Source organism: Burkholderia sp. Bp8991 (assembly GCF_003853795.1).
Classification (GTDB): domain Bacteria; phylum Pseudomonadota; class Gammaproteobacteria; order Burkholderiales; family Burkholderiaceae; genus Burkholderia.
Genome location: NZ_QTQJ01000001.1, coordinates 360182 through 385082, shown reverse-complemented (window position 1 = coordinate 385082; position 24901 = coordinate 360182). Strand labels below are relative to the sequence as shown.

Here is a 24901-nt window from a genome sequence, read left to right as displayed (position 1 = left end):
GCGGTTTGCCGTCACGTGCGCTCCCGTCATGTCCGATTCCTTCCGCTGGCCCGCCGGGGCCGATCCCTTCCGTTTTCTCGAAGCGCTCGACAGCAAGCGTGCCCGTGCGTGGGTCGACGAGCAGAACGCGCGCACACGGGTCGCGCTGCGCGACGACGATGCGTATCGCGCGCTGACCGCGCGGCTCGCGCAGGCGTATCTGCCGCGCGAACGCCCGGTGATTCCGACCCGCTGGCGCGACTGGGCGTACGACCTGTGGCAGGACGATCTCCATCCGAAGGGACTGTGGCGCCGCGCGCGCTGGGACGACTGGCGCGCGGGCCGGCCCGAGTGGGAAACGCTGCTCGACGTCGACGCGCTCGGCGCGCAAGAGGGCGAGTCGTGGGTGTTCGAGCAGGACGCGATCCTGTACCCGGACGGCGACCGCGCGCTGCTGTCGTTGTCGCCGGGCGGCGCCGACGCGGTCGTCGTGCGCGAATTCGACCTCGTGCAGCGCCGTTTCGTCGACGGCGGCTTCACGATCGACGTGCCCGGGAATCACACGATAGGCTGGATCGACCGCAATACCGTCTACGTGAGCTGGGATCGCGGCGAGGCGCATGCGACCGCCGCCGGCTATCCGTACGAAGCGCGCCGCTGGGTGCGCGGCACGCCGCTCGCCGATGCGCCGGTGGTGTTCCGCGGCGAACCCGACGACATCAGCGCGGGCGCGGGGTTCGATCCGATCGACGGCCGCCACGTCGCGTGGCGCAGCGTCGATTTCTTCGACGCGCATGCATACCGGCTGACCGACGCGGGCGAGTGGGCGCGCTACGACGTGCCGACGCACGTCGAGGTCGGTTTCTGGGAAGGCTGGCTGATGCTGGAGCCGCGGCTCGACTGGGACTGCGGCGGCGTGCGTCACGCGGGCGGCTCGCTGCTCGCGATCCGCGAGCAGGCGTTCCTCGCCGGGTCGCACGAGCTCACGACGCTGTTCGAGCCGCGACCGACGACGTCCGCCTGCACGTGGACGCACACGCGCACGATGCTGATCGCGAGCTGGCTCGACGACGTGCACAACCGCACGATGCTGTGGCAGCCGCGCCAGGGTGAGGACGGCGCGTGGACGTGGCACGCGCGGCCGTTCGAATGGCCGGGCGACGCGCAGATCGACGTCGAGCCGGTCGAGTCGACGCTGAACGACGACGTGTACGTGGACGTCGACACCTATCTCGATCCGCCCGAATGCTGGCTCGCCGATCTGGCCGACCGCGCGGCCGATGCGCCGTCGCGTCGCGTGCTGCTCGACCGGCCGCCGGTGCGGTTCGATGCGGCCGGGCTCGTCGTGCGTCGCGCGAATGCCCGCTCGCGCGACGGCACGGTCGTGCCGTACACGCTGATCGGGCCGCGTGATGCGCTCGATGGCCTGGCGCATCCCGACGGCAGCGCCCGCGTCGCGCGGCCGTGCCTGCTGTCAGGCTATGGCGGCTTCGCGATTCCGAACCTGCCGGGCTACAGCGATGCACTCGGCATCGCATGGCTCGAACGCGGCGGCGTCGCGGCGTTTGCGCACATCCGCGGCGGCGGCGAATTCGGACCGGGCTGGCACGTCGACGCGCAACGCGAGCATCGGCAGCGCTCGTTCGACGACTTCATCGCGGTGGCCGAGGACCTGATCCGCACCGGCGTGACGACGGCCGCGCAACTCGGCATCGAGGGTGGCAGCAACGGCGGGCTGCTGGTCGGCGCATGTATGGTGCAGCGCCCGGAACTGTTCGGCGCGGTGCTGTGCCGCGTGCCGTTGCTCGACATGCGGCGCTATCCGAAGCTGCACGCGGGCGCCGCATGGCTCGACGAGTACGGCGATCCGGACGATGCGCGCGAGGGCACGGCGCTCGCCGCCTACTCGCCGTATCACCGCGTGCGCGAAGGCGTTGCGTATCCGCCTCTGCTGCTGACGACGTCGACGCGCGACGACCGCGTGCATCCCGCGCATGCGCGCAAGATGGCCGCGCGCATGCATGCGCTCGGACACGAACGGGTGTGGTACTGGGAGAACACCGACGGCGGCCACGGCAGCGCCGACGATCTGGAGCGTGCCGAATCCGATGCGGCGGAATTCGGCTTCCTGTGGGCGCATCTCGGGCCCGCGCCCGCGCGCGCTTGAGCGCAGGCGCGAGCGGGCAGGGCGTTCAGCTGACGACCGCGATCACGGGCGTGTGGTCGGACGGCTGTTCCCACGTGCGCGGCACGCGATCGACCTCGCACGACGTGCAGGTTTCGGCGAGTGCCGGCGACAGCAGGATGTGGTCGATGCGCAGCCCCGCGTTGCGGCGGAACGCGAACATCCGGTAGTCCCACCACGTGAAGGTCTTCTCGGGCTGCTCGAAGCGGCGGAACGCATCGACGAAGCCGAGTTCGATCAGTTTCGCGAAATGCGCGCGCTCCTGCGGCGACACGAGGTTCTGGCCTTCCCATTTCGCCGGGTCGTGCACGTCGCGATCTTCCGGCGCGATGTTGTAGTCGCCGAGCAGCGCGAGCTTCGGGTAACGCTGCATCTCGGTGCCCAGCCACGCCTGCAGCGCGTCGAGCCACTGCATCTTGTAGACGAACTTGTCGGAGTCGGGTGCCTGGCCGTTCGGGAAATATGCGGACACGATGCGCACGCCTTCGACCGTCACGGCGACCACGCGCTGCTGCGCGTCGTCGAAGCCGGGGATGTTGCGCACGACGTCCGATTCGTCGACGGCGAGCGTGTCGCGCGCGAGGATCGCGACGCCGTTGTAGGTCTTCTGGCCCGCGAACCAGCTGCGGTAGCCGATCGCTTCGAGATCGGCGCGCGGATATTTCTCGTCCGGCAGCTTCAGTTCCTGCAGGCACAGCACGTCGGCTCCGCTTTGCGCGAGCCAGTCGAGCACGTGCTGCTTGCGGACGTTGAGCGAGTTGACGTTCCAGGTGGCGATTTTCATGAACGGGAATGCGTGCGGGGTGAATGCGAAGGCCGCCATCTTACCGCGAGCACGGGGCGCGAACGCGCGCGACACACGATGCGAAGCCGGTGCCGTGCGTGTCGATATCGACGGCCTGCGAAGAATTTGTGACAAAAGTATTGACGTGAGTGCTTCATCACCCTATAATTTATTTCTCTGACGCGGGGTGGAGCAGTCTGGCAGCTCGTCGGGCTCATAACCCGAAGGTCGTAGGTTCAAATCCTACCCCCGCAACCAAGCACACCAGACGATGTGCAGCGCAAGTGACCGATGCGCGCTTCGTCGACAGGAACCCGGCCCCGTGCCGGGTTTTTTGTTTTTCAGCCCGCCGCCCATTCAACCGCCGCCTTCGCATGCAGCGCGGTCGTATCGAATACCGGCAGCGGCGCGTCGTCCGCGCCGATCAGCAGCGTGATTTCCGTACAGCCGAGTATCACAGCCTGTGCGCCGCGTTTCGCCAGTTCCCCGATGATCGACACGTAGGTCGCACGCGACCCGGCATCGATCACGCCGTGACACAGCTCGTCGTAGATGATCCGGTGCACGTCGTTGCGTGCGGATTCGTCCGGCACCAGCACGTCGAGGCCGAACTTGTCGCGCAGGCGCTCCGCATAGAACGGCAGCTCCATCGTGTAGCGCGTGCCGAGCAGCGCGACGCGCTCGACGCCGGCGGCGCGCAGCGCGGTGCCGGTCGGATCGGCGATGTGCAGGAACGGCAGCGATACGGCAGCCTCGATCGCGCCGTGCACGCGGTGCATCGTGTTGGTCGTCAGCACGACGAGATCGGCGCCGGCCGCTTCGAGCCGACGCGCGGCATCGGCCATCCGTTCGCCGAGCGCGGCCCAGTCCTGCGCGCGCTGCAGCGCTTCGATCTCCGCGAAATCCACCGTGACCAGCACGCTCTTCGCGTTGTGATGGCCGCCGTGCAGCGCCTTCGAATGGCGATTGATCATCCGGTAGTACTCGGCCGACGATTCCCAGCTCATTCCGCCGATGAGTCCGATCGTTTTCATCCGTCACCTGTGCGTTTCATATGTCGTGGCAGACGAGTATAGGGGGCGGCCCGGGCGCGCGGCGGTACGGTCCGCGCGAAGCGGACCGGTACGGCATTGTCGGTCGGGGGTGGCCGGCGAGCGGGTGGAGGCGATCCGAGGCGTTCCGGCTGCGCCGGGCGTCGGCCGTCGGCCGAACGCGGCAGCACGCGACAGTTGAAACGGCCACTGTGTTTTTGTACAGTATCGGCACCGTGAATCCGACCATCATCCCGCCTGCCGATCCGCGCGGGTCGCCGCCCGGCGACGCGCCGTCGCGCGTGCGCAAGATCATCCACTGCGACTGCGACTGCTTTTACGCGTCGGTCGAGATGCGCGACGACCCGTCGCTGCGCAACCGGCCGCTCGCCGTCGGCGGCCGGCCCGACCAGCGCGGCGTGATCGCGACCTGCAACTACGAGGCGCGGCGCTACGGCGTGCATTCCGCGATGTCGTCGGCGCTCGCGATGCGCAAGTGTCCGGACCTGCTGATCCTGCCGTCCGCGATGGACAAGTACCGTGCGGCGTCGCGGCAGATCATGGCGATCTATCGCGACTACACGCACGACGTCGAGCCGCTGTCGCTCGACGAGGCATACCTCGACGTCAGCGGTTCGCAGCTGTGCCAGGGCAGCGCCACGCTGATTGCGCGGGAGATTCGCCAGCGCGTGTACGACACGGTCGGCGTGACGGTGTCGGCGGGTGTCGCGCCGAACAAGTTCATCGCGAAGATCGCGTCCGACTGGAACAAGCCCGACGGTCTGTTCGTCGTGCGCCCGCACGAGGTCGATGCGTTCGTCGCGGCGCTGCCGGTGCGCAAGCTGCACGGCGTCGGCCAGGTGACGGCCGCGCGGCTCGACCGGCTGGGCATCAAGACCTGCGCGCAGTTGCGCGGCTGGTCGCTGATCGACCTGCATCGCGAGTTCGGTGCGTTCGGCCGGCGGCTGTACCAGCTGGCGCGCGGCATCGACGAGCGGCCGGTGCGGGCCGACCAGGAGCGCAAGTCGGTCAGCGTCGAGACGACCTACGTGACCGACCTGACGACGCTCGAGCAATGCGCGGACGAGATCCGCCGCCTCGTCGTGCAGCTCGACGCGCGGATCGCGCGCGCGGGCGCGGCCCGCACGATCCGCAAGCTCTATGTGAAGATCCGCTTCGCCGATTTCCAGCGTACGACGGTCGAGTGCGTGGCCGACGCGACGAATGCGCAGACGGCCGTCACGCTGCTCGCGAAGGGGCTGCAACGGCGCGCGCAGGCCGTGCGGTTGCTCGGCGTGGGCGTGCGCATCGACGAGGACACGGCCGAGCGTCACGGGCAGTTTTCGCTGTTCGATGACGATGCGGACGAGGGGGCTGATACTGACGGCGCTGCCGCTGCCGCTGCCGCTGCCGCTGCCGCTGCCAACGCCAACGCCAACGCCAACGCGGAAACCGACGCAATCGACCCGAACGACCCGAACGACCCGAACGACCCGAACGACCCGAACGACCCGAACGACCCGAACGAGGCGAACGAGGCGAACGCCGACAACGCCGCCAACGACAAAACCCCCGCGCCATGAAAAAAGGCACCGCCGCAGCGGTGCCTTTCGACGCAGCCGGACAAGCCGGACAGCGCGCGCTCAGTGCGCGGGCGAGGCCATCCCGTTGTGACGCAGCAGCGCGTCGATTTCCGGCTCGCGGCCGCGGAACGCCTTGAACGAATCCATCGCCGGCCGGCTGCCGCCGACTTCGAGGATTTCGCGGCGATAGCGCGTGCCGGTCGCCGCGTCGAGCACGCTGCCGCTGGCGGCGGCCGCTTCCTCGAACGCCGCGTACGCGTCGGCCGACAGCACCTCGGCCCACTTGTAGCTGTAGTAGCCGGCCGCATAGCCGCCCGCGAAGATGTGGCTGAACGTGTTCGGCCAGCGCGAGAACGCGGCCTGCGGGATCACGTGGTAGCGCTCGTTGATCTCGCGCGCGAACGCATTCACGCCGGTCGTGCCGGACGGGTCGAAGTCGACGTGCAGCAGCATGTCGAACATCGAGAACACGATCTGGCGCAGCGTGCCGAGGCCGCTCTGGAAGTTCTTCGCGGCGATCATCTTGTCGAACAGCTCGCGCGGCAGCACGGCGCCCGTATCGACGTGCGACGACATCGACGACAGCACGTCCCATTCCCAGCAGAAGTTTTCCATGAACTGCGACGGCAGCTCGACCGCATCCCATTCGACGCCGTTGATGCCCGACACGCCGAGCTCGTCGACGCGCGTGAGCATGTGATGCAGCCCGTGGCCGAATTCATGGAACAGCGTGATGACCTCGTCATGCGTGAAGCAGGCGGGCTTGCCGCCGACGGGTGCCGAGAAGTTGCAGGTCAGGTACGCGACCGGCGTCTGCACGGTGTCGCCGCGCTTGGCGCGCGCACGCGCATCGTCCATCCACGCGCCGCCGCGCTTGCCTTCGCGTGCGTACAGGTCGAGATAGAACTGCGCGACGAGCGAGCCGTCGCGGTTCTCCACGCGGAAGAAGCGCACGTCCTTGTGCCACACCGGTGCGTCGTCCGGCTTGATCCGCACGCCGAACAGCGTTTCGGTGACGTTGAACAGGCCCTTCAGCACGGCCGGTTCCGGGAAGTACTGCTTGACCTCGTTTTCCGAGAACGCGTAGCGCTGCTGACGCAGCCGCTCGGCCGCGAACGCGACGTCCCACGGAGCGAGCTCGGTCAGGCCGAGTTCCTTCGCGGCGAACGCGCGCAGTTCGTCCCAGTCCTTGTCCGCGTGCGGACGCGCGCGCGTCGCGAGATCCTCGAGGAACGCGATCACCTGTTGCGGCGATTCGGCCATCTTCGGCGCGAGCGATACTTCGGCGAAGTTGCGGTAGCCGAGCATCTGCGCCTCTTCGCGGCGCAGCTTAAGCTCGTCCGCGACGATCGCCGTGTTGTCCCACTCGGCCTTGCCGCCGCCGTATTGCGGCCCGAGTTCGGACGCGCGCGTCGCATACGCGCGGTACAGCGTCTCGCGCATCGCACGGTTCTCGGCGTACTGCAGCACCGGGAAGTAGGACGGAAAGTGCAGCGTGAACTTCCAGCCTTCCTTGCCTTCCTTCTGCGCGGCCTCGCGGGCCGCTTCGATCGCATCGCCCGGCAGGCCGGCCAGCTCGGCCTCGTCCTGCGCGAAATACGCATACGCGTTGGTCGCGTCGAGCACGTGGTCGGAGAATGCCTTCGACAGCGCGGCCTGCTGCTCCTGCAGTTCCGCGAAGCGCGGCTTCTGATCCTCGGGCAGCTCGGCGCCCGACAGGCGGAAATCGCGCAGGGCGTTGTCGAGGATCTTCTTGCGCTCGGCGGACAGCGTCGCGTATTCGGCGCTCGCGGCGATCGCCTTGTACTTCTCGTACAGCGCGAGGTTCTGGCCGACGCTCGACCAGAATTCGGTCACGCGCGGCAGGTTTTCGCCGTACGCGGCGCGCAGTTCCGGCGTATCGGCGACCGCGTTCAGGTGGCCGACGACGCCCCATGCGCGCCCGAGCGGCTCCGTCGCCTGCTCGACCGTCTCGACGATCGCGGCCCAGGTCGCCGGCGTCGCGGGTGCGCTCGCCGTATCGACCGCGCGGTTGGCGGCATCGAGCAGCGTGTCGAGCGCGGGCGTCACGTGTTCCGGACGAATCTCGCCGAAGCGGGGCAGGCCGGAGAAATCGAGGAGCGGATTGGTATTGGCGCTGGCGGACATTAAGACTCCCTGTCTGTTGCCGGATGAACCGGGGTGAAAAGGGTGAGGCGCGATGCGGCGGCGCCCGATATCGACATTATTGGGGCGCATCGCGCGCTTTCCAATCGTTAGTTTCTAACGAGGCGATTGGCGGTGCGCAACGCGGAGCCGGAAAGGGTCGAAAGGGGCGGAATGAAGCGGAGCGCGGCAGTGTGGCAGGGCGCTGACGCGGCCGCGGCGGGCGGCCGGCGGGACGCCGGCGCACGCATGCGCGCCGGCTGGACGGGCGAGAGGGTCGAAGGCGCTCAGGCGGCCGCGGCGGCGCGCTCGGCGGCTTCGATCGTGTTGATCAGCAGCATCGTGATGGTCATCGGGCCGACGCCGCCCGGCACCGGCGTGATGTGGCCGGCGACTTCCTTCACGCCGGCGAAGTCGACGTCGCCGCACAGCTTGCCCGCGTCGTCGCGGTTCATGCCGACGTCGATCACCGTCGCACCCGGCTTGACCATGTCGGCCGTCAGGATGTTGCGCTTGCCGACCGCGGCGACCACGACGTCGGCCTGGCGCGTGTGCGCGGCGAGGTCGCGCGTCTTGCTGTGGCAGATCGTCACGGTCGCGCCGGCTTCGAGCAGCAGCATCGCCATCGGCTTGCCGACGATGTTCGAGCGGCCGATCACGACGGCGTTGGTGCCTTGCAGCGGGATGCCGTGCGCTTCGAACATCTTCATCACGCCGTACGGCGTGCACGGGCGGAACAGCGGCTTGCCCGTCATCAGTGCGCCGGCGTTCGCGACGTGGAAACCGTCGACGTCCTTCTCCGGCGCGATCGCCTCGATCACCTTGTGGCTATCGATGTGCGCGGGCAGCGGCAGCTGGACCAGGATGCCGTGGATCTTCGGGTCGCGGTTCAGTTCGTCGATGCGCGCGAGCAGGTCGGCTTCCGACAGCGTGTCGGGGTACGCATCCTTCAGCGAGAAGAAGCCGTTGTCCTCGCACGCCTTGATCTTGTTGCGCACGTAGACTTCGCTCGCCGGGTTGGCGCCGACGAGGATCACCGCGAGGCCGGGCTGGTGGCCGCGTGCGGTCAGGGCGGCGGCGCGTTCGGCGGCCTGCGCGCGCAAGGTCTTCGAGAGGGCGTTGCCGTCGATGAGGAGGGCTGTCATGGTGGTGGTCCTGCCGGGAAGTTGGAATGCGGGCGTACGGCGCGCGAAACGCCGCAGCAAAACACGGAATTATACCGGTCGCCTGCCGTCGTCCGACAGCGAATACAAGGAAAGCGTCATGGCGGCGGTGCCGGCGCCCCGGGAGGCGGCGCCGTGCCGTGCCGCGCGAGTGGGCCGCATCGCGCGGCGCGGCGGTGCGGCCGGCCGGGCAGGCGCCCGGCGGCCGCGCGCAACGTTCAGGCCTGCTTCTTCGACAGCGCGAGGCGCAGCAGATCGGCGACCGTGTTGACGTTGAGCTTTTCCATGATGTTCGCGCGGTGCGCTTCGACCGTCTTGATGCTGATCCCGAGATCGTCGGCGATCTGCTTGTTCAGGCGGCCGGCGATGATCCGCTCGAGCACCTGCTGCTCGCGCGCGGTCAGCTTCGACAGGCGCTCGCTCGCGGCGCGCTGTTCCTGGACGCTCTTGCTTTCGCTTCGGGCCTTGTCGAGCATCCGCTCGACGAGCTTGCGCAGCTCGGCCTCGTCGAACGGTTTCTCGATAAAGTCCATCGCACCCTTTTTCATCGTCGACACGGCCATCGGCACGTCGCCGTGGCCCGTGACGAAGATGATCGGCAGCGCGGCGTTGTCGGCGATCAGGCGCTCCTGCAGCTCGAGGCCGCTCATGCCTGACATCCGCACGTCGAGGATCAGGCAGGCGATCTGGCCGGCCTGCTGCGCCGGCTGGTACGCATCGAGGAACTGCTCGGCGCTCGAGAAACATTGCACGCGATAGCCGTTCGCCTCCAGCAGCCAGCGCAGCGAGTCCCGTACGGCCTCGTCGTCGTCGACGACGAAGACAGTTTCCTGAGTGGTGGTGACAGGGCTATTCATAGTTCTCCCGTAACGGTATGTGATGCCGATGCCTCGCGCCCCCCTTGGCCGAGATCAGCGGGTTCCCCAATGGGCAGGCTGCAGTGGAATGTCGCGCCGGAAATGCGGCCGTCCGGTTCGACATTGTTGACCACCCACAGACGCCCCCGATGCGATTCGATGATCGAACGGCAGATGTTCAGCCCCATGCCCATGCCGTCGGACTTGGTGCTGTAAAACGGTTCGAACAGGCGTTCGGCGGTCGCTTCGTCGACGCCCGGACCCTGGTCGATCACGCGGATGTCGACGAAACCCGCGTCGATGTCGGCGACGACGCGGATCACGCCGTCCGCCGACGCCGGCTTCACGTCGGCCATCGCCTCGGCCGCGTTCTTCATCAGGTTCACGAGCACCTGCTCGATCAGCACGGGGTCGACATAAATAATAGGCATTCTTGCGAGGATTTCCGTGACGATCCGGATCCTGCGCTTCCTGGCCTCGATTTCGGCGAGCCCGACTGCGTCGGCGACGATGTCCGCGACCCGCGCCGGCTGGCGCTTCGGCTCGCTGCGCTTCACGAATTCGCGGATCCGCTTGACGATCATCCCCGCGCGCAGCGCCTGCTGCGCGGTCTTTTCCAGCGCGGGCTGCAGCGTCTCGGGCGTGCCGCGGCCGCTTTTCACGAGCGCGAGCGTGCCCGAGCAATAGTTGTTGATCGCGGCGAGCGGCTGATTCAATTCGTGCGCAATCGACGACGCCATTTCACCCATCGTCATCAATCGGCTCGTGAACTGCAGCTTCTCTTCCTGCTGGTGCGCGAGTTCCTGCGCCTTCTTGCGGGTCGTGATGTCGGTCGCGATCTGCATCTGCGCGAGGTGGCCGTCCACCCACTGGATGTACTGGCGGCGCACCTCGAACCACTTCTGGATGCTCTCGACGTACACCTCCTGCGCGTCTGCCGTGCTGCTCGTCAGCGCGGCGGCCGGCAGGCCGGCGAACGCATCGACCATGTCGATCGAGTCGGACGACGCCTGCGCGCGGTCGAAGCCGCCGCCCGACAGCTCGAGGTGGCCGTCCGGGCGGATCCCGAACAGGTGGCGGTAGTAGCGGTTCGCGAACAGCAGCTCGGCTTCGTCGGCGGCCAGCACCGATACCGCGGCGTCGAGGCTTTCGAGCACCGTCGTGAAGCGCTCGTGCGCGGCCGCGAGTTCCTCGCGCGCGCGCTTCGGCTCGGTGATGTCGGTCATCGACGACATCCAGCCGGTCTGGCGGCCCGAGCTGTCGATCAGCGGCGAAACGTAGAGGCGCGCATGGAACAGCGTGCCGTTCTTGCGCCGCACGCGCAGTTCGAAGCCCGAGCTCGGAGCTTTGCCGCGCAGCGTCATGTCGAGCTGGCGCTGCATTTCGGGATACGAGTCGCGCGGCCAGTAGGGGAACGGTGCGACCTTGCCGACGAGGTCGGTTTCGTCCCAGCCCGTCATCCGGCAGAACGCGGGGTTCACGTGCGTGATGCGGCCGTGCATGTCGAGCACGCGCATGCCGATCAGCACTGAATTCTCCATCGCGCGGCGGAAGAACGCCTCAGCGTACAGCGCCTGCTGTGCCTCGAAGCGTTGGCGCGTGTGCTTCCACAGGCTCCAGAGGCTCCACAGCACGAAGCACGACAGGCCGGCCACGAGCCACACGAGCGTGTTGTTGGTCAGGTTCGTGAGCTGCGGGAACGCGTACACGCGCACGGTCAGCCCCTGGCCGGGCGGGTCGAGCGGCAGGTCGTAGTGGGAGTCGCGCGGCAGGCGCGGGCGCGTCGACGTGGACGACAGCTCGCGGTTGTTCGAGTCGGTGATCGAGATCTTGTACTTCGACGACAGCTCCTGCGGGATGTCGTGCTTCAGGATCCCTTCGACCGAGAACACCGCGGCGAGCGAGCCGAGATATTCGCGGTCGCCGCGCATCACGGGCGTCTGCAGCGTGATGAAGCCGTTGCCGAAGTCGTCGTAGATCAGCGGCGAATAGGCCTGGCGGCGCGTGCTGCGCGCTTCGTCGTACGCGCCGCGCACGGCGTCCTGCATCTGCGCGTCGCCGGGTTTCGCGAGCCGCTGGCCGAGCAGTGGAGGATGCACGGTCGGCCAGCGCTGCACGCCGGGCGCGGTGTACCAGTTCAGATAGAGGATTTCCGGATGCGTCTGCATCACGTCCGCGACGGCCATCTGGAATGCGTTCTGGTCGAGGCGGCCGGACGCGAGATCGCGCGACAGCGCCTGCAGCTGCTCCTGCGCGCCCGTCATCGACAGGCGGATCTGCTGCTGCGCCCACGCGACGTTACGGAACAGGGTGTCTTCCTGCTGCTGCTGTTCGCGGCGATTGAGGCTCCATAGAATGAGGCTCATCACCACGAGGAACACGAGGATCGACAGCAGCGGCGTCAGCAAATAGGAATTGGACCACCACGGTCCGTGGTGCCAGCGGGACGGCTGCGACTCCGCCGGCGGGCCCGACGGTCGCGCCGAGCGTGCGAAAAGCCGATCGGTCAACATGGCAGGATTGTAGCGCAGCGCAATACATGGAAAACCTATACCGGATATGTTGAACGGAAACGGATTTATGCCTGCGGCGCGTGCCGGAGAGGCCCGCCGCAAGGGTGCAGCGCAGCAATATTCCGCATTACGAGAAAAGATCTCATAATTCGAAAATTCTGTTGCGCGGGGCCGGCGACGCTCATTACAATCCGTCGGAGCTTGCCCGCAGGCCGCGCCGCGTCGTCTGCACGAGAGCGATCCTCACATTCCAGGACCCAGGAGACGAGAATGTCCGCTGTACCGAACGAAGTGATGAAATATGTCGCCGCCGAACGTGACGACGACCCGCAAGAAACCGTTGAATGGCTCGAGTCGCTCGACGGCGTGATCTCCTCGGTGGGCACCGGCCGCGCGCATTACCTGATCGAAAAGCAGATCGAGTTCGCCCGCATGCACGGCGAACACCTGCCGTTCTCCGCCAACACCCCGTACATCAACACGATCCCGGTCGAAGCCCAGGCGAAGATTCCGGGCGACCAGGACCTCGAGCACCGCATCCGTTCGTACACGCGCTGGAACGCGCTGGCGATGGTGCTGCGCGCCGGCAAGGACACGAACGTCGGCGGCCACATCGCGTCGTTCGCATCGGCCGCGACGCTCTACGACGTCGGCTACAACCACTTCTGGCACGCGGCGTCCGACCAGCACGGCGGCGATCTCGTGTTCGTGCAGGGCCACTCGTCGCCGGGCGTGTACTCGCGCGCGTTCCTGCTCGGCCGCCTGTCGGAAGAGCAGCTCGACAACTTCCGCCAGGAAGTCGACGGCAAGGGCATCTCGTCGTACCCGCACCCGTGGCTGATGCCGGACTTCTGGCAGTTCCCGACGGTGTCGATGGGTCTCGGCCCGATCATGGCGATCTACCAGGCGCGCTTCATGAAGTACCTGGAATCGCGCGGCATCGCGAAGACCGCCGGCCGCAAGGTCTGGGCGTTCCTCGGCGACGGCGAGACGGACGAGCCGGAATCGCTCGGCGCGATCGGCATGGCGAGCCGCGAGAAGCTCGACAACCTCGTGTTCGTGATCAACTGCAACCTGCAGCGTCTCGACGGCCCGGTGCGCGGCAACGGCAAGATCATCCAGGAACTGGAATCGGAATTCCGCGGCGCCGGCTGGAACGTGATCAAGGTCATCTGGGGCAGCCGCTGGGATGCGCTGTTCGCCCGCGACAAGACGGGCGCGCTGATGCGCCGCATGATGGAAGTCGTCGACGGCGAATACCAGACGTACAAGTCGGAGTCGGGCGCGTTCGTACGCGAACACTTCTTCAACACGCCTGAACTGAAGGCGCTCGTCGCCGACTGGTCGGACGACGACATCTGGGCGCTGAACCGCGGCGGCCACGATCCGCACAAGATCTACGCGGCGTTCCACGAAGCGACCAACACGAAGGGCGCGCCGACCGTCATCCTCGCGAAGACCATCAAGGGCTACGGGATGGGCGAGTCGGGCCAGGCGATGAACATCACGCACCAGCAGAAGAAGCTGCCGGTCGAGCAACTGAAGAAGTTCCGTGACCAGTTCCGCCTGCCGATCACCGACGAGCAGATCGCCGACGTGCCGTACCTGAAGTTCGAGGAAGGCTCGAAGGAACTCGAATACATGCGCCAGAAGCGCATGGACCTCGGCGGCTACCTGCCGCATCGCCGCGAGAAGGCGACGTCGCTGCCGGTGCCGGCGCTCGACGCATTCGAGCCGCTGCTGAAGGGCACGGGCGAAGGCCGCGAGATCTCGACGACGATGGCGTTCGTGCGGATCCTGAACATCCTGCTGAAGGACAAGGCGCTCGGCAAGCGCGTCGTGCCGATCGTCCCGGACGAATCGCGTACGTTCGGCATGGAAGGCCTGTTCCGCCAGATCGGTATCTGGAACCAGGAAGGCCAGAAGTACGTGCCGGAAGATTCCGACCAGCTGATGTTCTACAAGGAATCGGAAACCGGCCAGATCCTGCAGGAAGGCATCAACGAAGCGGGCGGCATGTGCGACTGGATCGCGGCAGCGACGTCGTATTCGACGCACGGCGAGATCATGGTGCCGTTCTACATCTTCTATTCGATGTTCGGCTTCCAGCGGATCGGCGACCTGGCATGGGCGGCGGGCGACATGCGCTCGCGCGGCTTCCTGCTCGGCGGTACCGCGGGCCGCACGACGCTGAACGGCGAAGGCCTGCAGCACGAAGACGGTCACTCGCTCCTGTGGGCCGCATCGGTGCCGAACTGCATCAGCTACGACCCGACGTTCGGCTACGAACTCGCGGTGATCGTCCAGGACGGCCTGCGCCGCATGGTGCAGGAGCAGGAAGACGTGTACTACTACATCACGGTGATGAACGAGAACTACGAGCACCCGGCGATTCCGCAGGGCGAGCACGTAGCGGCCGACATCATCAAGGGCATGTACGCGTTCAAGAAGGCCGACGCGGACGCGAAGGCGCCGCGCGTGCAATTGCTCGGCGCGGGCACGATCTTCAACGAAGTGATCGCTGCCGCCGACCTGCTGAAGAACGACTGGGGCGTCGCGGCCGACCTGTGGAGCGTGCCGAGCTTCACCGAACTCGCGCGTGAAGGCCACGAGATCGAGCGCTGGAACCTGCTCCATCCGACCGAGGAGCGTCGCCTGTCGCACGTGCAGAAGTGCCTGAAGGACACGCAGGGTCCGGTCATCGCGTCGACCGACTACGTGCGCGCGCTGGTCGACCAGATCCGCGGCCAGATCGACCGCCGCTTCGTCGTGCTGGGCACGGACGGCTTCGGTCGTTCGGACACCCGCGAGAAGCTGCGTCACTTCTTCGAAGTCGACCGTCACTGGGTCACCGTCGCCGCGCTGAACGCGCTGGCCGACGAAGGCACGATCGAGCGCAAGGTGGTCGCGGACGCGATTGCCAAGTACAACCTCGATCCGTCCAAGCCCAACCCGATGACCGTTTAACGCACACGCGCCGTGTGATGCCGCGCGCCGCTTCCGGGAGGGGCGCGCGCGGCCATGGAGACACAAAAAGATGAGTCAAGCGATCGAAGTGAAGGTGCCGGATATCGGCGATTACAAGGACGTGCCCGTCATCGAGGTGCTCGTGAAGGTGGGCGACACGGTCGAGCCCGAGCAGTCGCTCGTCACGCTCGAGTCGGACAAGGCGACGATGGACGTCCCGAGCCCGGCAGCCGGCACGGTCAAGGAAGTGAAGATCAAGGTGGGCGATTCCGTGTCGGAAGGCTCGCTGATCGTCCTGCTCGAAGGCGGCGCCGCGGCGCAGGTGAACGGTGCGGCCGCGCCGGCAGCCGCACCGGCTCCGGCGGCAGCGCCCGCACCCGCGCCGGCTGCGGCAGCGCCGGCTGCCGCGCCGGCCACGTCGGGCGGCACGCTCGAGGTGAAGGTGCCGGACATCGGCGACTACAAGGACGTCCCGGTGATCGAGATCGGCGTGAAGGTCGGCGACACGGTCGAGAAGGAGCAATCGCTCGTCACGCTCGAGTCCGACAAGGCGACGATGGACGTGCCGAGCCCGGCCGCAGGCGTCGTGAAGGAAATCAAGGTCAAGGTGGGCGATTCGGTGTCCGAAGGCACGCTGATCGTGCTGCTCGACGCCGCTGGCGGCGCGCCTGCCGCCGCGCCGCAGGCGAGCGCGCCGGCTCCGGCCGCTGCCGCGCCGGCACCCGCCGCCGCACCGGCACCCGCGAAGGCTGCACCGGCTCCGGCTGCTGCCGCGCCGGCCGCCGCAACGTCGGGCGAGTACCGCGCGAGCCACGCATCGCCGTCCGTGCGCAAGTTCGCGCGCGAGCTCGGCGTGGAAGTCGCACGCGTTCAGGGTACCGGTCCGAAGGGCCGCATCACTAAGGACGACATCACCGGCTTCGTGAAGGGCGTGATGACGGGCCAGCGCGCGGCACCGGCCGCGGCAGCCGCGCCGGCAGGCGGCGGCGAGCTGAACCTGCTGCCGTGGCCGAAGGTCGACTTCTCGAAGTTCGGCCCGTTCGAGGCGAAGCCGCTGTCGCGCATCAAGAAGATCTCGGGCGCGAACCTGCATCGCAACTGGGTGATGATCCCGCACGTCACGAACAACGACGAAGCGGACATCACCGAGCTCGAAGCGCTGCGCGTGCAGCTGAACAAGGAGCACGAGAAGGCGGGCGTGAAGTTCACGATGCTCGCGTTCGTGATCAAGGCGGTCGTCGCCGCGCTGAAGAAGTTCCCGACCTTCAACGCGAGCCTCGACGGCGACAACCTGGTGTTCAAGCAGTACTACCACGTCGGTTTTGCCGCTGACACGCCGAACGGCCTCGTCGTGCCGGTGATCCGCGACGCGGACAAGAAGGGCCTCGTCGACATCGCGAAGGAAATGGCCGAGCTGTCGAAGGCCGCGCGCGACGGCAAGCTGAAGCCGGACCAGATGCAGGGCGGCTGCTTCTCGATCTCGTCGCTCGGCGGGATCGGCGGCACCAACTTCACGCCGATCATCAACGCCCCGGAAGTCGCGATCCTCGGGTTGTCGCGCGGGCAGATGAAGCCGGTGTGGGACGGCAAGCAGTTCGTGCCTCGGCTCACGCTGCCGCTGTCGCTGTCGTATGACCATCGCGTCATCGATGGCGCGGAAGCCGCGCGGTTCAATGCGTATCTCGGCGCGTTGCTGGCCGATTTCCGTCGCATCATTCTTTGATGAGCGTGGGAGTGGCTCGCGGGGGCGTGGGGTTGATGTCTGTGATCCTCGCCCTGTCGTTGAACCTGTTTCGCTAATGGTCTGCTAGCGTCGCCCCTGCGCGGGGCGGCGGTCACTTTTCTTTGTCCCACAGGGACTACCTTCGGGTCGTCTTCCAAAGAAAAGTAACCAAAAGAAAGGCGCGTCCTTGGGCGGACGGCAAAGGTGGTCCTGCCCAGGTTCGCGTTCTTTTGTCAGGCCGTAGTCGGTTCTTGCGGGTTTCTCCCCCTCTGTCTGCAGCTAATCAAGAAGGGGACAGTAATGAGTCTCATCGAAGTCAAGGTTCCGGATATCGGCGATTTCAGCGGCGTCGATGTCATCGAAGTCAACGTGAAGCCGGGCGACGTGATCGAAAAAGAGCAGACGCTCATCACGCTCGAATCGGACAAAGCCTCCATGGAAGTGCCCAGCGACGTCGCCGGCACGGTCAAGGAAGTCAAGGTCAAGGCCGGCGAGAAAGTCTCGCAAGGCACCGTGATCGCCATCGTCGAAGCAGCGGCAGGCGCAGCCGCGCCCGCGAAAGCAGCCGAACCCGCAAAGGCCGCAGCACCGGCTCCGGCCGCCGCGCCCGCCGCCGCCCCGGCCGTCGCTCCGCAAGCAGGCAGCTACAGCGGCTCCGCCGACATCGAATGCGACATGCTCGTGCTCGGCGCCGGCCCCGGCGGCTACTCGGCCGCATTCCGCGCAGCCGACCTCGGCATGAAGACGGTGCTCGTCGAACGTTACTCGACGCTCGGCGGCGTCTGTCTGAACGTGGGCTGCATCCCGTCGAAGGCGCTGCTGCACACGGCGCTCGTCATCGACGAAGCCGCGGCGCTCGCGTCGCACGGCATCTCGTTCGGCAAGCCGGAAGTCGATCTCGACAAGCTGCGCGACTTCAAGGGCGGCGTCGTCAAGAAGCTGACGACGGGCCTCGCCGGCATGGCGAAGGCGCGCAAGGTCGAAGTGGTCACCGGCGTCGGCGCGTTCGTCGATCCGTATCACATGGAAGTGCAGGGCGAGAACGGCAAGAAGGTCGTCAAGTTCAAGCAGGCAATCATCGCCGCCGGCTCGCAGGCGGTGAAGCTGCCGTTCATGCCGGAAGACCCGCGCGTCGTCGATTCGACGGGCGCCCTCGAACTGCGCCAGCTGCCCAAGCGCATGCTCGTGATCGGCGGCGGCATCATCGGCCTCGAAATGGCGACGGTGTATGCGACGCTCGGCGCCGAGATCGACGTCGTCGAAATGATGGACGGCCTGATGATGGGCGCGGACCGCGATCTCGTGAAGGTCTGGGAAAAGTACAACGCGAAGCGCTTCGGCAACGTGATGCTGAAGACCAAGACGGTCGGCGCGGAAGCGAAGGAAGACGGCATCTACGTGAAGTTCGAGGGCGAGAAGGCGCCGGCGGAAGCGCAGCGCTACGACCTCGTGCTGGTGGCGGTGGGCCGCAGCCCGAACGGCAAGAAGATCGGTGCCGACAAGGCAGGCGTCGCGGTCACCGACCGCGGCTTCATCGACGTCGACAAGCAGATGCGCACGAACGTCCCGCACATCTTCGCGATCGGCGACATCGTCGGCCAGCCGATGCTCGCGCACAAGGCCGTGCATGAAGGCCACGTCGCAGCGGAAGCCGCGCACGGCGAAAAGGCGTACTTCGACGCGCTGCAGATCCCGTCGGTGGCGTACACCGATCCCGAAGTGGCGTGGGCCGGCAAGACGGAAGACCAGTGCAAGGCCGAAGGCATCAAGTACGGCAAGGCCGTGTTCCCGTGGGCCGCATCGGGCCGCGCGATCGCGAACGGCCGCGACGAAGGCTTCACGAAACTGATCTTCGACGAGGAAACCCATCGCGTGATCGGCGGCGGGATCGTCGGCCTGAACGCGGGCGACCTGATCAGCGAAGTGTGTCTGGCCGTCGAGATGGGCGCGGACGCGGAAGATATCGGCAAGACGATCCATCCGCACCCGACGCTCGGCGAATCGGTCGGCATGGCCGCGGAACTGTACGAAGGCGTCTGTACGGACCTGCCGCCGCAACGCAAGAAGTAACGCGATCGGCTCGGCCGGCCTCGCGCCGGCCACGAAAAACGCCGCCGCCCGGGATACCCGGACGGCGGCGTTTTCTTTTGCCCGCGGCCGACGGCAGTGCCCGGTCCGTGCTGCGCCACCGCACCGGCGCCGCCCGGATGCCCGGATGTTCCGTCGCCGGAAACAAAAAAGCCGCGCAGTGCGCGGCTTTGTCAGGAGCAGGGGACGCTTACGCGGCCGGCTTGCTCGAACGGCGCGATGCAGCAGCGCTCGCAGCCTTCGTCGCGACAGCGGCAGCCGCGTTGAAGTTCGTTTCGGCGATCTCGACGGCTTGCTTGGCAGCCTTCTGGACCGTTTCGTACGTCGTGTTCGCAGCGTTCAGTGCCGACTTCAGTGCGGCGACAGCCGTTTCCGAACCGGCCGGAGCGTTCTTCGCGACGTTGTCGACGAGTGCCTGGACCTTCTTGTTCTGCTCTTCGAATTGCGCTTCGGCAACCTTCGCGAACTCGGCTTGCGTCGACGACGCGATTTCATACAGGTGACGGCTGTACGACAGCACCTTTTCCGCGACCGGCTGCGACAGGCTCGCTTGCAGCGCGATCAGTTCCTGTGCGTCCTTCACCGACAGCAGGCGCTGCGCGTTTTCCTGGCTTTCGGTCAGCGTCGACTTCACGACCTGCAGGTTGAGTTCGATCAGCTTTTCGACGCCTTCGAACGCCTTGGTCGTCAGACCGAACAGGCTTTCGAGGTTGGCTTTCTGTGCGGCGGCGATTTGCTCGGGGGTCAGCAAGGACATGTCAAGCTCCTGAAAAGCGATCACGTCGATCGCAGGGATAAAGGGCACTACGATGGGGAACCTCGGCGCCGCGTGCTTTGTGCAACGCAGCAATGAGTCATATTTTAGGGCAGAGAAAAGTCTTGTCAAGCACTTTTTGTGCATTGCACAATCACGACAAATTATCGATAAAACAACGGGTTATCACGGCCGGTTCGGAATCGGTTTCAGACGTGTTCCCACATGGTGCGCACTTGGCCGGGGCAGGCGCGCCGCACCGTGATCATGCACAGGTAAACCTGACAGGCATGTGGAACGTTATGCTTCTGTTCCTGTCGAAAAGCGCGCCGTTTCGCGATGCGCATGCCGTGGCGACGTGCCGCCGCCGCGGTCAAGACCGGTGCCTGGTACACCGAACGCCGGATACGTACTTTCCCCGCTTTAATTCGTCGCCAAAGTGACGTTATCTCAATTAACCGCGTGGTAATTCGGGAGACGGGTACTGTCGGGCGGCGCATCCCATGAATTTTTTCGATGGGAGCGCGAGGGTTGATCGAGTCATCGTTGGTCGACCCTTACATTCCGGTTTAACGACGATCGGTAAGTGCCTAATATTGCTCTTTTTTTCAGCTTTAACTACACTTGCGGAAACCCCGCCCGCTTTGTCCAGACCCCAATGAAAGCCGAATCGTTTTCACCGCGCAGATTGTTGCAGAGCATGACGCTCGGCACGGCTGTGTCGGTCGCCGTCGCCTTGCTGGCGACCGCCGCGTCCGTCGCGCCCGCTGACGCCTTTGCCGCCACTGCGAAGACCCACCAGGCCGCCAAGAAAGCCGCTTCCACTTCTTCGGAAAAGAAGCGGACGGTGAAGGCCGCCTCCGCGAAATCCGCCAACGTCGCGTCGGCCGATGCGCCGAAGGCATCGCGCAAGCGCGCGACGCTCGCGTCGAACGTGCACGGCCATCGCGGCGCGGTGCGCAAGGTCGCGTTCCAGCCGCGTCGCCCGACGGTCGGCCAGGCATTCGGCCTGCACGACACGCCGGACGCGCTCGCGCTGCGCTCGAGCGTCGCGTACGTCGTCGACCAGAACACCGGCGAGCCGCTGTTCGACAAGAATTCGCTCGCCGTCGTGCCGATCGCATCGATCTCGAAGCTGATGACGGCGATGGTCGTGCTCGACTCGAAGTCACCGATGACCGACCAGATCGAAGTCACCGACGAAGACCGCGACTACGAGAAGGGCACGGGTTCGCGCCTGTCGGTCGGCTCGGTGCTGTCGCGCGAGGACATGCTGCACATCGCGCTGATGGCGTCGGAAAACCGCGCGGCCGCCGCGCTGTCGCGCTACTACCCGGGCGGCCGTCCGGCGTTCATCGCCGCGATGAACGCGAAGGCGAAGTCGCTGGGCATGAACGACACCCACTTCGAGAATTCGACGGGCCTGTCGAGCTCGAATGTGTCGAGCGCACGCGACCTCGTGAAGATGGTCAACGCGGCGTACCAGTACCCGATGATCCGACAGTTCTCGACCGACCGCACGTACGACGTCAATACGGGCAAGCGCAACCTGGTCTACAACAGCACGAACGCGCTGATCCGCGGCAACGGCTCGTGGGACATCGGTCTGCAGAAGACGGGTTTCATCAACGAGGCGGGCGAATGCCTCGTGATGCAGGCGACGATCCATGGCCGGCCGATGGTGATGGTGCTGCTGGATTCGTTCGGCAAGTATTCGCGCTTCGCCGACGCGGCACGCCTGCGCAACTGGCTCGACGCCGGCGGCGGCGAGCGCCTGACGGCCGCCAATACGGCGAACGGCGGCACCTGAGCGTGTCACGGCGGTTCGCGCCGTGCCGATCGCCGCAAAGAAAAAGCCCCGCGATGCGGGGCTTTTTTTCATCTGGCGCCATGCGGCGGGCGGCGCGGCTCACGCGTGCCGTTGCAGCCCTTCGGCATCCTTCGTGGGCGCGGGCCGGTAGCCGAGCGATTCCGAGATGGTCAGCGCGGTGCGGCTCAGCTGGCCGAGCCACGCGTCCTGCAGGCGGTCCGCCGGGGCCGACAGCGACAGGCCCGCGACGAGCTTGCCCGAGTCGTCGTAGATGCCGGCCGCGATGCAGCGCACGCCCAGCTCCAGTTCCTCGTTGTCCCGCGCGCACGATTGCTGGCGCACGAGTGTCAGCTCGCGCTCGAGCTTCGCGATGTCGGTGATGCTGTTCTGCGTATGGCCGGACAGCCCGGTGCGCGTCGCATAGGCGCGCACGCGCGAGGTTTCGTCGACCGCGAGAAACAGCTTGCCGACCGACGTCAGATGCAGCGGCGCGCGGCCGCCGATTGCGCGGACGACCTGCATCCCCGAGCGCTCGGAATACGCGCGCTCGATATAGACGATTTCGTCGCCCTGACGCACCGACAGGTTCACGGTCTGGCCGGTCAGGCGATGCAATTCGCGCATCGGCATCAGCGCAGCGTCGCGTACCGACAGGCGCGCCTTCACGAGGTTGCCGAGTTCGAGCAGCCGCATGCCGAGCCGGTAGGTGCCGGGATCGGAGCGGTCGACGAGGCGGCAGGTCACCATGTCGTTGAGGATGCGGTGTGCGGTCGACGGATGCAGCTCCGTGCGCTGCGCAAGCTCTTTCAGGCTGACGGGGTCGCTGTGCGCGGCGAGCGCGTCCAGCAGCCGCATCATGCGTTCGATCACCTGGATCGACGTTTTGGAATCCGGGGTGGGTTGGCTCATGTCGGGGGAGAATCGGTTGACGCGTCAAGCGGTGTTGCGTCGATTGTATCTCGTATCGTGAAAAAAGCGAACGCCGTTCGAGGAAGTCCTCGTTTCCGGCATCGCGCACTTGCGCGCGTGCCGGCGTTGGTCTTGCCGGCCAAACGGCGGATAATGAGAGCCGTTTTCTCGAAGGAGCGCGTATGCGAGTCGGTTTGTTCGTGACCTGCCTGGTCGACCTGATGCGTCCGGAAATCGGCTTTTCCGCGCTGAAACTGATTCGCGAAGCCGGCTACGAGGTGTTCGTGCCGCCCGCGCAAACCTGCTGCGGCCAGCCGGCCTACAACTCGGGCGACCGCGCGCTCGCACGGGATCTCGCCGAAAAGACGCTGCGCGAGTTCGAGCAGTTCGATTACGTCGTCGCGCCGTCGGGCTCGTGTGGCGGCATGATCCGCGCGCACTACGGCGACCTGTTCCGCGACGACCCCGAACTGATGGGGCGCTATGCGCGATTCCAGCAGAAAGTCTACGAACTGACCGATTTCCTCGCGAACGTCGCGAAGGTGACGCTCGCCCCCGGCGAATTCACGGGGCCCGTTACCTATCACGACTCATGCTCGGGCCTGCGCGAGCTCGGCGTGAAGGCGCAGCCGCGCGCGCTGCTCGCGCAGCGCGGCGTGGCCGTCACCGAGATGAAGGACTGCGAGCACTGCTGCGGCTTCGGCGGCACGTTCGCGGTCAAGTACGGCGACATTTCGGCGGCCATCGCGGACGAAAAGTGCGCGAACGTGCGCGCGTCCGGTGCGGGCGCCGTCGTGCTCGGCGATCTCGGCTGCATGCTGAACATCGAAGGGCGGTTGCGCCGCACGGGCGACCGCGACACCCGCGTGCTGCACGTCGCGCAGGTGCTGGCGGGCGACGTCTGACGCCCGGTTCCCGCTTACTTTTCCTCGATACCGCGATGCAAGTTCAATCGATGCATTTCAAGGCGCGCGCCGGCCAGAAGCTGGCCGACCAGCGCCTGCAGCAGAACCTGAAGAAGCTGTCGACGAAGTTCGTGTCCGCGCGCGCCGATGCGATGACCGCGATCGACTTCCAGGCGACGCGCGCCGCGCTGAAGGCGCGCCGCAACCGTGCGCTGGAGAACCTCGACGTGTGGCTCGAGGCGTTCGAGCGCGAAGCGACGCGGCGCGGCACGACGGTGCTGTTCGCGGAAACGACCGCGGACGCCGCGCGGCTCGTCGCCGACATCGCGCGGCGCCACGACGTGAAGAAGGTCATCAAGACGAAGTCGATGGTGTCCGAGGAAATGCGCCTGAACGCGGTGCTTGCCGAGATGGGCGTGCAGTCGATCGAGACGGACCTCGGTGAATACATCCTGCAGATCAACGACAACGAGCCGCCGAGCCACATCATCGCGCCCGTCGTGCACAAGGACAAGGACGAGATCGCCGACCTGTTCGCGCGCACGCACCACCGCGAGCGGCTGACCGAGATTCCGGACATGACGCGCGAGGCGCGCGAGGTGCTGCGCCCGCATTTCCTGTCGGCCGACATGGGCGTGACGGGCGGCAACTTCGTGATCGCCGAGACGGGGTCGGTTGCGCTCGTCACGAACGAAGGCAACGAAGGGATGTGCACGGTGATGCCGCGCGTGCATGTCGCGGTGACGGGCATCGAGAAGGTGCTGCCGACGCTCGAGGATCTCGCGACCGCGATGCGTCTGCTGCCGCGCTCGGCGACCGGCCAGAAGACCTCGAACTACTTCTCGGTGCTGACCGGGCCGCGCGGCCCCGGCGACGAGGACGGCCCGGAACACAACTACGTGGTGCTCGTCGACGGCGGCCGCACGGGCCTGATCGGCGGCGAATTCCAGGAGATGCTGCGCTGCATCCGCTGCGGCGCGTGCATGAACCATTGCCCGGTGTACCAGAAGGTCGGCGGGCACGCGTACGGATGGGTCTATCCGGGCCCGATGGGGTCGGTATTGACGCCGAGCTACGTCGGGATCGACCGTGCGCTCGACCTGCCGCAGGCCGCGACGCTGTGCGGCGAATGCGACAGCGTGTGCCCGGCCGGAATCCCGCTGTCGCACCTGCTGCGCACGCTGCGCGAGAAACAGGTCGAGCGGCACCTGCGGCCGTGGCGCGAGCGCGCCGCGCTCGCCGCGTGGGGCTTTGTCGCGCGCCGGCCGCTCCTTTACGCGCTGACGACCAAGCTCGCGGTACGGATCCTCGAGCGGCTGGGCGGCGACGGCGGCACGCTGCGGCGCCTGCCGCTGATGGGTGGCTGGATGGACACGCGCGACATGCCGACGCCGACCGGCCGGACGTTCCGCGAACTGTACGCGGCCTCGCAAAGCCACCTGGGCTGACGACTGTTCATTGGGTGGCAACAGTGCGTTCGCTATTCATGTATTTATCTTGATAGG

The 24901-nt window shown here is 66.5% G+C and carries 16 protein-coding genes and 1 tRNA gene; 9 read left to right on the top strand and 8 right to left on the bottom strand.

All coding sequences use genetic code 11. The annotated features are described in order from the left end of the window. The first annotated feature begins 28 nt into the window (after nt 1–28). Nucleotides 29–2146, top strand: a complete 2118-nt coding sequence (locus DIE02_RS01830) for a prolyl oligopeptidase family protein (protein ID WP_124488323.1) — start codon at nt 29–31, stop codon at nt 2144–2146. A 25-nt stretch (nt 2147–2171) separates the two neighbouring features. Here the strand turns inward: DIE02_RS01830 and xth are convergent, their stop codons facing one another. Further along, nucleotides 2172–2948 (bottom strand): exodeoxyribonuclease III, encoded by a 777-nt coding sequence (gene xth / locus DIE02_RS01825; RefSeq protein WP_221622524.1) that lies wholly within the window; start codon nt 2946–2948, stop codon nt 2172–2174. Between the two features lie 181 nt (nt 2949–3129). Between xth and DIE02_RS01820 the strand changes: the two genes are divergently transcribed. Continuing rightward, nucleotides 3130–3206, top strand: a tRNA-Met gene (locus DIE02_RS01820). Nucleotides 3207–3289: 83 nt separating this feature from the next. On the opposite strand, the gene DIE02_RS01815 is transcribed toward DIE02_RS01820, so the two are convergent. After that, nucleotides 3290–3982 (bottom strand): aspartate/glutamate racemase family protein, encoded by a 693-nt coding sequence (locus DIE02_RS01815; RefSeq protein WP_124488321.1) that lies wholly within the window; start codon nt 3980–3982, stop codon nt 3290–3292. A gap of 209 nt (nt 3983–4191) precedes the next feature. Between DIE02_RS01815 and dinB the strand changes: the two genes are divergently transcribed. Then, the gene (dinB, locus tag DIE02_RS01810; protein ID WP_124488320.1) at nt 4192–5562 is read left to right on the top strand and encodes a DNA polymerase IV; all 1371 of its coding nucleotides are present in this window, start codon (nt 4192–4194) and stop codon (nt 5560–5562) included. Between the two features lie 60 nt (nt 5563–5622). On the opposite strand, the gene DIE02_RS01805 is transcribed toward dinB, so the two are convergent. The 4 genes from DIE02_RS01805 to fixL all read right to left on the bottom strand — a co-directional run bounded on the left by DIE02_RS01805 (nt 5623) and on the right by fixL (nt 12240). After that, nucleotides 5623–7710, bottom strand: a complete 2088-nt coding sequence (locus tag DIE02_RS01805; protein WP_124488319.1) for a M3 family metallopeptidase — start codon at nt 7708–7710, stop codon at nt 5623–5625. Nucleotides 7711–7994: 284 nt separating this feature from the next. Beyond that, a complete protein-coding gene (gene folD / locus DIE02_RS01800) occupies nt 7995–8852 on the bottom strand; it encodes a bifunctional methylenetetrahydrofolate dehydrogenase/methenyltetrahydrofolate cyclohydrolase FolD (protein WP_124488318.1) in 858 nt (285 codons plus the stop codon). Nucleotides 8853–9088: 236 nt separating this feature from the next. Continuing rightward, nucleotides 9089–9727: an oxygen response regulator transcription factor FixJ gene (gene fixJ / locus DIE02_RS01795; protein WP_006493245.1), complete on the bottom strand. Its 639-nt coding sequence runs from the start codon at nt 9725–9727 to the stop codon at nt 9089–9091. Continuing rightward, nucleotides 9724–12240: an oxygen sensor histidine kinase FixL gene (gene fixL / locus DIE02_RS01790; protein ID WP_124488317.1), complete on the bottom strand. Its 2517-nt coding sequence runs from the start codon at nt 12238–12240 to the stop codon at nt 9724–9726. Before fixL ends, fixJ begins: the two co-directional genes overlap by 4 nt. 270 nt (nt 12241–12510) lie before the next feature. On the opposite strand from fixL, the gene aceE reads away from it, so the two are divergent. From aceE to lpdA, 3 genes are all read left to right on the top strand, one after another. Then, the gene (gene aceE / locus DIE02_RS01785) at nt 12511–15207 is read left to right on the top strand and encodes a pyruvate dehydrogenase (acetyl-transferring), homodimeric type (protein ID WP_044849249.1); all 2697 of its coding nucleotides are present in this window, start codon (nt 12511–12513) and stop codon (nt 15205–15207) included. A gap of 70 nt (nt 15208–15277) precedes the next feature. Next, a complete protein-coding gene (aceF, locus tag DIE02_RS01780; protein ID WP_124488316.1) occupies nt 15278–16930 on the top strand; it encodes a dihydrolipoyllysine-residue acetyltransferase in 1653 nt (550 codons plus the stop codon). Between the two features lie 300 nt (nt 16931–17230). Then, nucleotides 17231–19000 (top strand): dihydrolipoyl dehydrogenase, encoded by a 1770-nt coding sequence (lpdA, locus tag DIE02_RS01775; RefSeq protein ID WP_124488315.1) that lies wholly within the window; start codon nt 17231–17233, stop codon nt 18998–19000. Between the two features lie 208 nt (nt 19001–19208). Here the strand turns inward: lpdA and DIE02_RS01770 are convergent, their stop codons facing one another. Beyond that, entirely contained in the window at nt 19209–19775 is a 567-nt protein-coding gene (locus tag DIE02_RS01770; protein ID WP_044848197.1) for a phasin family protein, read from the bottom strand. 655 nt (nt 19776–20430) lie between these two features. Between DIE02_RS01770 and pbpG the strand changes: the two genes are divergently transcribed. Next, a complete protein-coding gene (gene pbpG, locus DIE02_RS01765; protein WP_044848196.1) occupies nt 20431–21582 on the top strand; it encodes a D-alanyl-D-alanine endopeptidase in 1152 nt (383 codons plus the stop codon). A 99-nt stretch (nt 21583–21681) separates the two neighbouring features. Here the strand turns inward: pbpG and DIE02_RS01760 are convergent, their stop codons facing one another. Next, the gene (locus tag DIE02_RS01760; RefSeq protein ID WP_124488314.1) at nt 21682–22491 is read right to left on the bottom strand and encodes an IclR family transcriptional regulator; all 810 of its coding nucleotides are present in this window, start codon (nt 22489–22491) and stop codon (nt 21682–21684) included. Between the two features lie 182 nt (nt 22492–22673). Between DIE02_RS01760 and DIE02_RS01755 the strand changes: the two genes are divergently transcribed. Both DIE02_RS01755 and DIE02_RS01750 read left to right on the top strand, forming a co-directional pair. Next, nucleotides 22674–23396 (top strand): (Fe-S)-binding protein, encoded by a 723-nt coding sequence (locus DIE02_RS01755; protein ID WP_044848195.1) that lies wholly within the window; start codon nt 22674–22676, stop codon nt 23394–23396. Nucleotides 23397–23431: 35 nt separating this feature from the next. Next, entirely contained in the window at nt 23432–24844 is a 1413-nt protein-coding gene (locus DIE02_RS01750) for a lactate utilization protein B (RefSeq protein ID WP_124488313.1), read from the top strand. Nucleotides 24845–24901 lie beyond the last annotated feature (57 nt).